This is a genomic window from Siphonobacter sp. SORGH_AS_0500, from assembly GCF_002838835.1.
Classification (GTDB): Bacteria; Bacteroidota; Bacteroidia; order Cytophagales; family Spirosomataceae; genus Siphonobacter.
The window spans coordinates 17909-31334 of the sequence record NZ_NHPP01000024.1 but is presented as its reverse complement, the minus strand read 5'-3'; the positions used below and the strand labels follow the sequence as shown (position 1 = coordinate 31334).

The 13426-nt window shown below is 42.8% G+C and carries 12 protein-coding genes; 6 read left to right on the top strand and 6 right to left on the bottom strand.

Translation table 11 applies throughout. The features are described from left to right. Positions 1–957: an NAD-dependent epimerase/dehydratase family protein gene (locus BWI96_RS19935; protein ID WP_106638273.1), complete on the bottom strand. Its 957-nt coding sequence runs from the start codon at positions 955–957 to the stop codon at positions 1–3. 207 nt (positions 958–1164) lie between these two features. Between BWI96_RS19935 and BWI96_RS19930 the strand changes: the two genes are divergently transcribed. Continuing rightward, entirely contained in the window at positions 1165–1647 is a 483-nt protein-coding gene (locus BWI96_RS19930) for an Lrp/AsnC family transcriptional regulator (RefSeq protein ID WP_232793828.1), read from the top strand. A 54-nt stretch (positions 1648–1701) separates the two neighbouring features. Here the strand turns inward: BWI96_RS19930 and BWI96_RS22640 are convergent, their stop codons facing one another. From BWI96_RS22640 to BWI96_RS19920, 3 genes are read right to left on the bottom strand one after another with little or no spacing between them, the layout of a single operon-like run. After that, positions 1702–2082, bottom strand: a complete 381-nt coding sequence (locus BWI96_RS22640; RefSeq protein WP_232793827.1) for a LytTR family DNA-binding domain-containing protein — start codon at positions 2080–2082, stop codon at positions 1702–1704. After that, positions 2025–2402 carry a LytTR family DNA-binding domain-containing protein gene (locus BWI96_RS22635; RefSeq protein WP_232793826.1) on the bottom strand — a complete coding sequence of 126 codons (378 nt, stop codon included), beginning with the start codon at positions 2400–2402 and terminating at the stop codon, positions 2025–2027. The genes BWI96_RS22640 and BWI96_RS22635 overlap by 58 nt, the downstream gene beginning before the upstream one ends. Next, entirely contained in the window at positions 2399–4741 is a 2343-nt protein-coding gene (locus tag BWI96_RS19920; RefSeq protein ID WP_198555322.1) for a PAS domain-containing hybrid sensor histidine kinase/response regulator, read from the bottom strand. The genes BWI96_RS22635 and BWI96_RS19920 overlap by 4 nt, the downstream gene beginning before the upstream one ends. Positions 4742–5476: 735 nt before the next feature. On the opposite strand from BWI96_RS19920, the gene BWI96_RS19915 reads away from it, so the two are divergent. Continuing rightward, complete coding sequence (locus tag BWI96_RS19915) at positions 5477–6358, top strand: tyrosine-type recombinase/integrase (protein ID WP_106638271.1); 882 nt, start codon at positions 5477–5479, stop codon at positions 6356–6358. Here the strand turns inward: BWI96_RS19915 and BWI96_RS19910 are convergent, their stop codons facing one another. Further along, positions 6359–6928 carry an AAA family ATPase gene (locus tag BWI96_RS19910; protein ID WP_106638270.1) on the bottom strand — a complete coding sequence of 190 codons (570 nt, stop codon included), beginning with the start codon at positions 6926–6928 and terminating at the stop codon, positions 6359–6361. Positions 6929–7019: 91 nt separating this feature from the next. Between BWI96_RS19910 and BWI96_RS23015 the strand changes: the two genes are divergently transcribed. Both BWI96_RS23015 and BWI96_RS19905 read left to right on the top strand, forming a co-directional pair. Then, the gene (locus tag BWI96_RS23015) at positions 7020–7505 is read left to right on the top strand and encodes a glycoside hydrolase family 88 protein (RefSeq protein ID WP_255400712.1); all 486 of its coding nucleotides are present in this window, start codon (positions 7020–7022) and stop codon (positions 7503–7505) included. Next, positions 7487–8131 carry a glycoside hydrolase family 88 protein gene (locus BWI96_RS19905; protein WP_255400711.1) on the top strand — a complete coding sequence of 215 codons (645 nt, stop codon included), beginning with the start codon at positions 7487–7489 and terminating at the stop codon, positions 8129–8131. The genes BWI96_RS23015 and BWI96_RS19905 overlap by 19 nt, the downstream gene beginning before the upstream one ends. Before the next feature lie 49 nt (positions 8132–8180). Here the strand turns inward: BWI96_RS19905 and BWI96_RS19900 are convergent, their stop codons facing one another. Beyond that, positions 8181–8717, bottom strand: coding sequence for a DUF4136 domain-containing protein (locus tag BWI96_RS19900; protein ID WP_106638269.1), 537 nt, complete (start codon positions 8715–8717; stop codon positions 8181–8183). A gap of 260 nt (positions 8718–8977) precedes the next feature. Here BWI96_RS19900 and BWI96_RS19895 point away from each other — a divergent pair, with 260 nt between their 5' ends. Together BWI96_RS19895 and clpB are read left to right on the top strand one after the other, a co-directional pair. Further along, the gene (locus tag BWI96_RS19895; RefSeq protein WP_106638268.1) at positions 8978–9895 is read left to right on the top strand and encodes an SDR family oxidoreductase; all 918 of its coding nucleotides are present in this window, start codon (positions 8978–8980) and stop codon (positions 9893–9895) included. A 259-nt stretch (positions 9896–10154) separates the two neighbouring features. After that, positions 10155–12767: an ATP-dependent chaperone ClpB gene (clpB, locus tag BWI96_RS19890; protein WP_106638267.1), complete on the top strand. Its 2613-nt coding sequence runs from the start codon at positions 10155–10157 to the stop codon at positions 12765–12767. The last annotated feature ends 659 nt before the right edge of the window (positions 12768–13426 follow it).

The window sequence follows — 13426 nt, the reverse complement described above, 5'->3', positions numbered from 1 at the left end:
TTAGACCTGAGTTAAATCGGCATGGTATTGATGATCCAGATGATGAATCATGTCTTCGGTCATTCGTGTCAAATCGTAGGCTGGTTTCCAACCCCAGTCCCGACGAGCCGCGGAATCATCAATGCTTTGAGGCCACGAATTTGCAATCTGTTGACGAAAATCCGGCTTGTAAGTCGTCTGAAACGTTGGAAAAAAGTGCTGAATGGCTGCCGCAACCTCCGCCGGTGTAAAACTCAACCCCGCTAAATTGTAAGAATTACGCACGGTGATCTGGTCAGCATCTGCCTCCATCAACTCCAGCGTTGCCCGAATGGCATCGTCCATATAAATCATGGGCAGACGGGTGTCTTCCGACAGGAAGCACTCATAATCCTGACCCTGAACGGCTTTATGATAGATATCTACGGCATAATCCGTCGTTCCCCCACCGGGCATAGACTGGTAGCTAATCACGCCCGGATAACGAATGGATCGAACATCCAGGTTATACTTCGTATAGTAATACTGCATCCAGTTTTCCGCGGCAACCTTACTGATTCCGTACACAGTCGTAGGGTCCAGAAAGGACTGCTGAGGAGTATTAACCGGATTGGCCGATGGCCCAAATACGGCAATAGAGCTGGGAATAAAGACCTTACTGACTTTTTCTACGCGAGCTACTTCCAGTACGTTCAGTACCGTTTGCATATTCAGTTCCCAGGTACGAATAGGATTTGCCTCCCCACTCGCAGATAAGATAGCCGCCAGGTGATAAATCTGAGTTACTTCATAGCGACGTACCAAAGCTGTGATAGCCTCAGCCTTCGTGGCGTCGAGTGTTTCAAAAATTCCAGAGAACACCTGGGGTGTTTTAAGATCAGAAGCGACTACCCGGTTCAGGCCGAACTTCTGTTGGAGAGCCTGCACTAGCACAGTACCAATTTGCCCCCCGGCTCCAATAACTAAAATAGTATCCATAGGTCAGAAAAGGATTAAGTGTGAACCGACCATTTAAACGGATTCCATTCTGATTCACAACAGAACTTCTTCCGATGCAAAACTATATTTAAAGTAATATTTATGGAATCATCTGTAATAAATAAGAAAATATTCTCGCATCAAGCTACATTTGCCATTAAATTCACTGAAACACTATTTCTATAATAACCCATTGTAGAAAAATTTTTGGCAGCTTTTTATCCGCTTATGGAAAATCTGGACGATCTCGACCGAACCCTGCTCCGACTGCTTCAGCAAGACGCAAAAATGACTACCAAGGAACTCGCAGCCGAGCTAAACCTTACGATCTCTCCGGTGTATGAACGCATCAAACGGCTGGAGACGCTGGGCTACATTAAACAGTACGTAGCAGTTCTGGATAAAACCATGCTAGGGCAGCCCATTACGATCTTCTGCCAGGTTTCTATGCGTTATCACAATGAAGCGTTCATCGAAAAATTTGAACAGAACATTCAGGAGCTTGAAGAGGTGCAGGAATGTTACCACATGGCCGGTCAGGTTGATTTCTTATTAAAAATCAATCTCCGTTCCCTGAACGATTACCACGATTTCGTGAAGTACAAGTTGTCCAAACTGGAAAATATCGGAACGCTAAACAGCACCTTCGTCCTCAAGGAAATTAAACACACTATTGGCTATAGCATTTAACACAAAAGGGTTGGCTTCGATAGCCAACCCTTTTTACTGCTACATATTCTTCTATTAAAGAATATTTAATTTCTCTAATAACTCTGGCTTATTCGCTCGACTAATAGGAATAACTTTGTCGGCAATAACCAGATTACTTTCTTCAATATCTACAATTTTAGAAAGGTTAATAATAAAACTTCGGTGCACCCGGAAAAAGTATTTAGGATTCAATTTTTCTTCCAGGTTTTTCATCGTGGCATACACAATATGCGAGCCATTAATGGTCCGAATCTTTACATAATCCCCTACATTTTCGATATATAAAATATTGTCATAAACAATCCGTATGTATCGTCCTTCTGTTTTGACATAAATTTCATTGACATCCGTTTCTTTTACAGCAGCAACTTTAACAGAAACTTTTTTCTCAATAGCTTTATCGACAGCCTGCATAAAGCGAGGCAGTGAAATAGGTTTTTAAGATAATCCGTTACCTGGTATTGAAAAGCATCGAACGCATACTCTGTTTTAGAAGTAGTCAGAATAACTGATGGCATATACGAAAGCTGGTCTAGCAATTCTAATCCATTCAAACCCGGCATTTCAACATCTAAAAAAAGCAAATCAATGACTTGTTGTCTTAAAAAACTCAGGCACTCCGTAGGCTGATCAAATATTCCTAAGATTTCTAACTCTTCTCGCTTTTCACATAAGCGTTCAAGGGAGAGCCGAGCCATCAATTCGTCATCTACAATAACGCATTTTAATTTCATGGAGCAGCAGTTTTATGGGCAAGTCTGTCAACTTCTTGGGCTAAGATAACAGTCATGCGGGTTAGTTCTTTCTCGAAATAGGATATTTTTTCCCAAATATCATCTACCTTACCGTCCTGAGTAAGTTGAATCTCAATGTTTTTGAGGTATTTCTGTAAATCTGTTAATCCTACCATGGCCAGTGGAGGGTTCAATTTATGAGCTTCTCTGGCTAAACCTTTCCAGTCTTCCTGTTCAAGCAAGGGGCGAAGTTTACTATACTCGGGTAATACATCCTGCATGAATGTCTGAAACATTTCATACGCATAAGACCATTCTTCTCCGTACAACTCGTGCAGGTAATTTTGGTTTAATTCTGAATGGTAATTCCATTGACTTTCTGACATCTGGCTAATAGAATCTGAAGAAACATAGTAGGCTATTTTCTCCATGAATTGTTTTGGAGTAAAGGGTTTAGTTAAGAAATCATTCATCCCGACTTCGAGCGAATGATCGGTTTGTTCTTTCATGGCCGACGCTGTCAGGGCAATGATCGGGACATCTTTATTGACGTTGTCTGTCGACCTAATGATGATCGTAGCTTCATAGCCGTCCAGAAATGGCATCTGTATGTCCATCAAAACCAGATCATACTTTTGTTGATACAACATTTGTACCGCCATCTGGCCATCAATAGCAATTTCGTAGGTATAGCCCTGCTTATCCAGCAGGCCACAAACGTATTTGCGGTTCATGAGGTTGTCATCAACAACCAAAATCTTACGCTCTGAAGGGCTGGTTCCCAGACTCACTTCAGGGCCCGTAGGCTGGCCTTTTCTAAAAGGTATCTGTAACACAAAATGCGTTCCTGTTCCTTTGGCCGTTGATACAGAAATCGTTCCACCAGCCATATCTACCAGTTGCTTTACCAGAGCCAGGCCTAGTCCTACCCCTTGAAATTTGTAACCTGTATCGTCAGGCAATTGCTTGAATTTATCAAAAATCAGCTCCAGTTTATCTTCCTCAATACCAAAACCAGTATCCTTAATTTCAAACTGAATTACTTCTATATCGCCTTCCTGTTTCCATTTTTTTACTATAATTTCAATAGATCCTTTTTCAGTAAACTTATAGGCATTATTAATTATTTTAGCCAATATTTGATACACAGCCCTTTCATTACCTTCTACCATTGAATCGATCGTGTGATCGTAGTTTAAGGTAATAGTTAATTCTTTTTTTGTATTTCTAATTTCAAATATTTTAAATAATGAATAAACTAATCGATGTAAATCAAAATTGGTTATTGGAAATTCTAGTGTTCTATTTTCAATGGCAGAAATATCTAAAATATCCGTTAATATATTTTGTAAAACAGTAGATGAAGATTTTAAAATATCAATGTATTCTTTTTGCTCCTCTGTAATAGTCGTATCATACAGAAGATGAGTCATCCCAACAATTGCATTCAGCGGAGTTCTTATTTCATGACTCATATTAGCCAGAAATTGCTTCTCTGCATACTGAGCGTCCTCGGCAGATTTTTTAGCTTTCGCTAAATCCTCCATGAGAATTTTTCGTTCCGTATTGTCGTAATGAATCCCGATCGATCCTGATACTTTACCTTCTGAATTATATAAAGGAGCTCCATTGACAATCGCCCAAACCAACTGGCCATTCTTTTTTAGTAAAGGCAATTCATAGTTACCCGTTCTCCCTTCAATTCGATCCCTATTTTGTCCAGTAATAAACTCATGTAAATCCTCTGGAATCAAAATTTTAGATGCAATTTTTCCTAATAATTCATCCTGTGTATAACCTACCATCTCGCAAAATCGTGGATAAGCTCTAACGATTACGTCATTATTATCTACTTCCAAAACCCCTAAATCCATCTTATCTATGATTGCCCAATAGTTATTATTTTCCTCTTCAATTGCTCGGTGTAAAAGGCTACTATTACTTTTATTTTGAAATTTCCAAATGTACCAACCTTTCTTATCTTCGTTTAATAATGGGATAAAGTCAATCACTAATATTAAATCTTCCTGCACCGGATAGATAAAATTTTCAACTATTTTTTTGTCTTCAACTATAGAAAGAAAAACCTTTCGTTCCTCTTCACTATAGGTGTAATTATATCGTAATTCCTCCACCAGTACTAAGGAAGATTGCCCAATTAATTCTTCCGGCTTTTTACTTATATTAAGTAAGTTGCAATAGCTCTCATTAACATAAGTAATAATCCTTTCTTCATTCTCAATCAGCAAAGCCATTGACCATTGCTCTACCATTTTCCATAGCTGCGGAGATAGTATAGTATCTTCAATCGATGCTAATGCGTTCGTAATCCTTTTCATATTTGGTGTCATCTGGCGGATACATGACTGATTATTAGAGGTTTCTGTGTGCTCACTTTCGCTTTCATGCGTCTTTTCAATCTATTCATTTTCTCTGTGGTGGAATTAGTAAAAAAAGCGTCTGATTACAAGGCGGCAAATAGTACTATTAACGACAAATATTGAACAATTCGTTTATATTTCCACTTGTTCGCACTAACAATATTTTTATTCATTTTTAGTTTTATTTTTATAAGTATTAATACGCAAAAATATACATATATCATTGATTAAAAATTCACAATAAAACATCCTATTATCGTACATTATTAACCTTTTACAAACAATTGAAGTCACATAATTAATTTTTTTAAAAATAAATTTACTACTTAACTTTTACTTATCAAATAAGCATAAGTTAAAACGCTTTTCGTTTCCCAGAAAAAATCAATTACAAACCTTTTAACTGGTAAATTCTGCATTTTATCGAAATAGTTTAACATTCCATTCTTTAACGATTCATTTTTGTATCAGACATTACCCCAAAGCAGATCTATTAAAAAAGAGGATTAGAATTAACCCATACCTAAAATTCTAATCATATTATTTCCCCCAGATACGTAAGTGATTATACGTTTGAGAGATAACTCTTGATTCGGCATTCCATTACTTACCCTAAAAGGCAGCCTTCTGGTTGCTTTTTTGTTATCCCCTCATTTCTTTCCCTATATTGCGGTGCTTGTCAAACTGCACGCCATGATTACTTATTTTCTTCAGCACATCAAATATGAAAAGCGTCTGAGTGAACACACGCTTACGGCCTATCGCTCAGATCTAGAACAGTTCTCTTCTTATCTGGTGGAGAGCTATGAACTAGATGCTCCCGAAAAAGCTGATTTCCAGATGATTCGCTCCTGGATAGCCAGCCTGGCTGAGAAAAAACTGGACAACCGCTCCATCAATCGTAAAATTGCTACGCTACGTGCTTTATATGGCTTTCTGTTACGGAAGCGGGTTATTTTAAACGACCCTACTTTATCAATTAAAGCCCTTAAAACGGATCGTACTTTACCCACTTTTGTTCGCGAACAGGAGATGACGACTTTGCTCGATGACATTACCTTCCCGGACGATTTTGGCGGTGTTCGTGACAAACTGGTCATGGAATTACTGTACGGTACAGGTATGCGTTTATCTGAACTGGTTGGATTGAAAGATGCCGATCTTGATGCCTACGAACGTACGCTAACTGTTCTGGGTAAACGTAATAAACATCGCATCATTCCGCTGTCTGCATCTTTATATAAATTAATTCGCCAATATCAGCAATTTAAAACGGACACCTTTCAGGGGGCCTGCGAAGATGTTCTTATCGTGTCAGATACTGGTAATAAAGCCTATTCGGTAATGATTCAGCGAATTGTGAAACGTTACCTCTCCATGGTTTCTTCGCTGGAAAAACGGAGTCCTCACGTACTAAGGCACAGTTTTGCCACTCATTTACTCAACCGTGGAGCCGACCTGAACGCCATTAAAGATCTACTAGGCCACAGTTCACTGGCTGCTACGCAGGTTTATACGCATAACTCCATCGAAAAACTTAAAGAAGCCTACGCCCAGGCTCACCCTAAGGCTTAATTAACTCATCCCGGAATGCAATCCATTCCGGGATAACTCCTCAATTTTCGCCAGACTTTGGGTCATGCGTTCTTCAATCGTGGTGTCCCCTTCAATTCGTAATACCGGACACGTTACCTCTGCCAGCCAACGTTCCTGCCCTATTTTACTTCTCCCACTGAAATTTTCCTGATCATAGCCAGCCGCCCATTCCATAAAATCCAGGTGCTGTTTATTTCTTTCGGGATTGGTGTATATGATTTCGCCATACCGCTCCAGTTCCCTTCTTCTTAATCGCTCCAATCGAATGGCAGGAGGAATGGTTAAGAAAATAATCAAGTCAAATTTTGATTTCATAGATTCCCCCCAACTCACTACCGAACCCGTCAGGATATAGCTCTTTAAGCCGGCCAAATCTCCATTCAGCATAGCCATTCGTTCATCAGGATTTCTTTTTTCCAGAAAAGGGGGCGTTGTGGGTAGCCAAAAATAATAATCAGAATCGAAATGTGGAATACCTGTTCTCTGATATAAATGCTGACCCAGCGTAGTGGTTCCCGAGCCCGAGGCTCCTAAAATATGAATTCGCATACGAATGGATTGAATGTAGTAAGCAACCTTGCCATAGGGTTTAGTAGGCGAAGTAACGTCCTATTATTTGATATTCTTTACTACTAAATCTATGAAATTTTTATCCTTCACCGCGGGATTACTGGCGAGCTTTTTGCTTTCAAGCCCCAGTTTCGCCGAACAGAAACCTCCGAAAGATGATGTGTTTTCCAAAAACTACATCAAAGAAACCATGCTCAAAGTTACGGATTGGCAATTAAGCAATCCCAAACATAAGGCTACGGACTGGACCAACGGGGCGTTTTATGCGGGCGTGATGGCCGCCTACGAAACTACTAAATCGTCGCGAATTCTGGATTCACTGATGCTGATGGGTGAACGAAATAATTGGTTACCCGGTAATCGGTATGATCACGCTGATGATATTGCAATCTGCCAAACGTACATTGATTTGTACCGGATCAAAAAAGATCGCCGTATGATTCAGGCAACCATCGACACGGTGCAGAAGATACGTAAGGTACCCGGCGTTGAAGTGAAACGCATGGTATTACCTGGTGGTGGTGTGATGCCTTGTTCATGGCTCCGCCAGTGTTAGCAAAACTGAGCAAAACCCTGAATGATCCTTCTTACTTAACTCAAAACGACACGCTTTTCAAGCAGACCTACGATCTGCTTTATAACACCGAAGAAGATTTATACGCTCGTGATGCTTCGTATCTGGTTAATTCCAGTGGCGAGGGAAAAAAGGAAGCGAATGGCAAAAAGATTTTCTGGTCACGAGGAAATGGCTGGGTAATGGGTGGTCTGGTGCGTGTGTTGCAGGAGTTACCCAAAAACCATCCGCAACGGGATTTTTATCTGACGCAGTTTAAAGAGATGAGTAACCGACTAGCGGCCTTGCAGCAGGCCGACGGGTTATGGCGTTCGAGTTTGCTCGACCCTGAATCTTTTCCCGGTGGTGAAGGCAGCGGTTCCGGCTTTAATTGCTACGCAATGGCCTGGGGTATTAATCAGGGAATTTTAGATAAAGCCAAATTTAAACCCGTCGTTCAGAAAGCCTGGACGGGCTTGAATACCCTACTTACACCCGCTGGGAAAGTAGGCTGGGTCCAGCCGATTGGAGCCGATCCGCGTCGGAATTTTAACGCCGAAAGCTGGGAAGTTTACGGAGCCGGGGCGTATCTGTTAGCAGGCTCAGAAGTAATTAAAATGAAATGGTAAGCATAAAAAACCCCAGCCGCTCGGCTGGGGTTTTGCTTGTAGTCTTCGGTTACTTCGTTTGAGGAAATTTTTCAAATAACTTGGCAACGGCCCGGTCAATGTTCTCAGGCTGGCGACTTTGCTTATTCAACACCGTCGATCCGGTGGCCTGCCAGATGAGTTTATTCCCTTTTGCCTCTACCACGTCCACCGTTAGGGTTCCTTCTTTATAACGCCCAACTTCTACCGTTTCACTTTTCCAGGAATACCGACGCTGACCAATATAACGCGGAGCTTCACGAATATCCGTCTGGCGAGTCTGGGACTTCTCCTGCACCACTAATCCGATATTAATCTTCAGGTCAGGATTGCCGTAGAGCTTATATCCCCTATTATTCATTTCCTGAGCCACTGCTCTTTTAATTTCGGTCAGGGCCGTTGAATTGGACGAATCTGCCGGGGCTCCTTCCAGCTCGACATCCATAAAATTGTAGGTTTTATAAGATTGAAAATCAGCGTCTTCGTCCCTTTTGGTCTTGACATTATTATACGAAGAGCAAGCTCCCATCCACACGGAGACTGCTAGCAAAAAAATGATTTGTTTCATAGCTATCTGTTGATCATATCTGAGAAGGTCACCAAAGAACGTAAAAATCTAAGACCAGACTAGGTAGCCCATCTAACTAGCCAGAATTACAGTACCCACTCATTCCCTTCTGGTATACTCCACGCTTGCTAAATGGAGCCACCGAGGCTGTTTTTACCCAAAATATCGACCCCTCACCACAGATAATCAGCACTTTGCCAAGAATACTCCCCTCTGGAATGGTTTCTTTCCCTTCCTAACATTCTGATAAACCAACGGATATGAAAACAACGCAACAAACTGCTCTCATCACCGGAGCTTCCAGTGGTATTGGCTACGAGCTCGCGAAAGTGTTCGCGAAAAATGGCTATAATCTGGTGCTGGTGGCCAGAAATACAGATCGACTTAACGAGATTGCCAGCGATCTCCGATCTCAGTTCAGCGTGGAAAACGTAGTGGTTATTGGCAAGGATTTATCCCAGCCCAATGCCCCGCAGGAAGTATACAGTGAGGTACAGGGATTCGGTATTGATGTCAATGTACTGGTGAATAACGCTGGTATGGGTGAATACGGAGCCTTTGCGACAGAAACCGATCTGGATCGGGAGCTTTCCATTATCCAACTCAACGTGGTATCGCTCGTACATCTGACGAAATTGTTCCTGAATGATATGGTACAGGCCAATGAAGGAAAAATTCTGAACCTGGCTTCCATCGTTTCTGTCATTCCCAATCCTTTTATGGCCGTATACGGAGCTACAAAAGCCTTTGTCCTTTCCTTCACTGAAGCTCTACGGAACGAATGCAAGGAGACCAATATAACCGTTACCGCCCTTCTGCCTGGTGCAACGAATACAGACTTTTTCCATAAGGCAGGGGCTGAAGGTACCCGTGCTCATAAACAGGCTCAGTCGGCAGATCCCGCGAAAGTGGCTCAGGATGGTTTTGACGCCTTGATGGCCGGAAAAGATAAAGTAGTATCCGGGTTGATGAATAAATCGCAGGCCGCTGCCTCGAATTTATTACCAGATACGTTTTTATCTCAACTGATGCGAAAACTGATGGAGCGTCCTTCGGAAGAAGAAAATACTGAAAGTAAAGTCCCCTCTACGGCCTCAACGCTGGTTTCTCTGGCGGTAATCGCAGGAGCTTTATTTTGGGGCTATAAAAAATACGCCCGCAAAAGCTTACCAATTTGAATATAACCCTGCATCTAGTAAAGGCAGCCTTCACAAGAGGCTGTCTTTTTTTCTGGTTTTTAGGTCATAATGGCATCATTTTTACATACTTATTAGTAACCTTAAGCCAAAAAGGCACGCAGGGAGCTTTGGTAAAGAGTTTTGATTCCAAAGGGTAGCGTTCAGCGTTTTGAATTAGTTTAACGCTCTGGTTGACTTATCCGTCGGACCACTCTCTAATTCAAACGCACCAACTCTAAACTCAAAACATCCTTTTGCCATGAATTTCAACCAATATACCGTTAAAGCCCAAGAGGTTATTCAACAGGCTGTCCAGATTGCTCAGGGCAATCAGCAGCAGGCCGTTGAATCGGGGCACGTTCTTAAAGCATTACTCGAAGAAGACCCGAACACGATGGGTTTTCTGACTAAAAAATTATCAGTTAATACGACTCTTATGATGAGTCGGCTAGAAAATATTGTAAGCAGTTATCCGGTTGTTTCCGGAGGTCAGGCCTATATTGGGAACGACCTGCAAGCTGCCCTGACGAAGTCCCAATCTTACCTGAAAGAATTTGACGATGAATTTGTCAGTGTTGAGCTGATCCTGCTGGGATTGGCCAGCGGCAAAGATGCCGTTGGTACGATGCTGAAGGAAGTGGGTTTCAGGGAAAAAGAGTTGATCACTGCTATTAAAGAACTAAGAGGAAAAGGTAATTCCGTGAAAGATCAGAATGCTGAAGCCAAGTATCGTTCCCTCGAACGTTACTCCAAAAACCTGAATGAACTGGCCCGCCAGGGTAAAATTGACCCTGTGATTGGCCGGGACGAAGAAATTCGCCGGGTACTGCAAATCCTTTCCCGTCGGACGAAAAACAATCCCATTCTTTTAGGAGAACCAGGGGTTGGTAAAACGGCGATTGTGGAAGGCCTGGCTCAACGAATTGTGCAGGGCGATGTTCCTGAAAACCTGAAAGATAAAATCATCGTTTCGCTCGACATGGGTCTGCTCATTGCCGGAGCGAAGTATAAAGGTGAATTCGAAGAGCGTCTGAAATCCGTTATTAAAGAAGTTACTGATTCAGATGGCGAGCTTATTCTCTTCATCGATGAGATTCACACGTTGATTGGTGCAGGAGCCGGTGGCGAAGGAGCCATGGATGCGGCTAACTTGCTGAAACCCGCTCTGGCTCGTGGAGAGTTACACGCCATTGGTGCCACAACGCTGAAAGAATACCAGAAATACATCGAGAAAGATAAAGCTCTGGAGCGTCGTTTTCAGTCCGTTATTGTTGATGAACCTACCGAGTCAGACGCCATTTCGATTCTCCGTGGGATTAAAGATAAATACGAATTACACCACGGAGTTCGCATTCAGGATGATGCCGTTATTGCCGCAGTAGAGTTATCAAGCCGCTACATTACGGATCGTTTCTTACCCGATAAAGCCATTGACTTAATGGATGAAGCGGCAGCGAAACTACGGCTGGAAATGGATTCGGTTCCTGAAGAACTGGATGAATTGAACCGCCGGGTAATGCAGCTCGAAATTGAGCGGGAAGCCATTCGTCGGGAAAATAATAAGGATAAAGAAACTTCATTAAGTAAGGAAATTGCCGATTTAAGTGAAGCCCGGAATGAGTTAAAGGCTCGCTGGGAGTCTGAAAAAGAAGCCGTTAATGAAGTTCGGACGCTGAACGAAGAACTTGACCAACTGAAGCTGGAAGCCGAAAAAGCCGAACGCAGCGGCGATTATGGCAAGGTTGCGGAAATTCGTTACGGAAAAATTCCCGAAGCTCAGAAACGCCTCGACGAGCTGCAACAGCAGGAAAATTCCAGTGAAGGCACGATGATGAAGGAAGAAGTATCCGCCGAAGACATCGCCGAGGTAGTAGCGAAATGGACGGGAATTCCCCTATCCAAAATGCTTCAGTCGGAACGCGAGAAATTGTTGGGCCTTGAAAAAGAGTTACACAAACGCGTAGCCGGACAGGAAGAGGCCATTGAAGCCGTAGCGGATGCCGTTCGCCGGAGTCGGGCGGGCATGCAGGACCCGAAACGTCCGATTGGTAGTTTCTTGTTCCTCGGTCCTACCGGTGTGGGTAAAACGGAGTTAGCAAAAACGCTGGCCGATTACCTCTTTAACGACGAAAATGCTCTCGTACGGATTGATATGAGTGAATACCAGGAACGCCATACGGTAAGCCGTCTGGTGGGAGCTCCTCCGGGATACGTGGGTTACGACGAAGGCGGTCAGTTAACCGAAGCCGTTCGTCGGAAACCTTACTCGGTAGTATTACTCGACGAGATCGAAAAAGCTCACCCAGATGTCTGGAATATCATGCTTCAGGTGTTAGATGACGGTCGATTAACCGATAATAAAGGCCGGATTGCCAACTTCAAGAATACCATCATCATCATGACTTCTAACATTGGTAGTCAGATTATTATGGATAAATTCAATGAAGATGAAGGCTGGAATCACTCGCTGGTAGTAGAAGAAGCGAAGAGTTCGGTGATGGAGTTACTTAAAGCCAGCGTTCGCCCTGAGTTCCTGAATCGTATTGATGAAATCGTGCTGTTCGAGCCTCTGAATGCCAAGAATATTCGCAAGATCGTGGCCATTCAGTTCCGCCAGATTCAGCGACGGTTACTCGAACAAGGCATTACCCTGGAAGCAACGGATGAAGCCCTGGAGAAAATTGCTGAGGAAGGTTACGAACCCAACTTCGGAGCTCGTCCGCTCAAGCGGGTTCTTCAGAAACGTATTCTCAACGCCCTATCGAAGGATATTCTCGGAGGAAAGGTTGGTAAAGACTCCGTAATTCTGATGAATCTCGACGATGCAGGTGAAATCAGTTTTGAAAACGTAGACGGTACGCTGGAGGTATAAGCCAAGTACCCGTTTCTTAGAAATACAAAACCGGCAGATTATGCTCTGCCGGTTTTTGTTTATTCTTAAGAGGCTGTTTAAGGTTATAATCTCGGCTTCTAAGAATAACTTCCTTCATCCTGCATGACAGAGCGATCATCCATAAACAGTAGTATTCGTCAGCGTTTACAACGCGAACGAACGGAGCTTGGCTCCAGATGGTAAGCTTGTACAAGCTAGGTGGGAACCCGCCGCTGCCAACTTTTTCGCTGGCAGCCCTGTAGTAAAATGGAAAAGTTTAACGGCTTCTTATACTCACTCCACTCTAGCAATATTTTTGTTGGATAAAGGGGTTTCTGTGAGTATCCACCGCATCCTATCGGCTAGAGTCGAGCGACTGTGGACGTGATTAATGCTACTACAGGGCCCATACGTTCGCAAACCTATGCTAAGGTCCTTCGCTTCACTCTGGATGACAGGCTGGAAGGAGATTGGGGAATAAAAGTGAATGTGTCCTCCATAACGAAAAGAGCATAACGTAGAATCTCCCGATTCATCATAAGATGTCATTTTTATACAGGCCTAAAAATCTGCTTTATAATCAACACTGTCTATTCTTGACCGTTCGCGTACATTCTATGTTAATATCCAGTGAATTCTTGCCCTCTCAGGCTTACTTC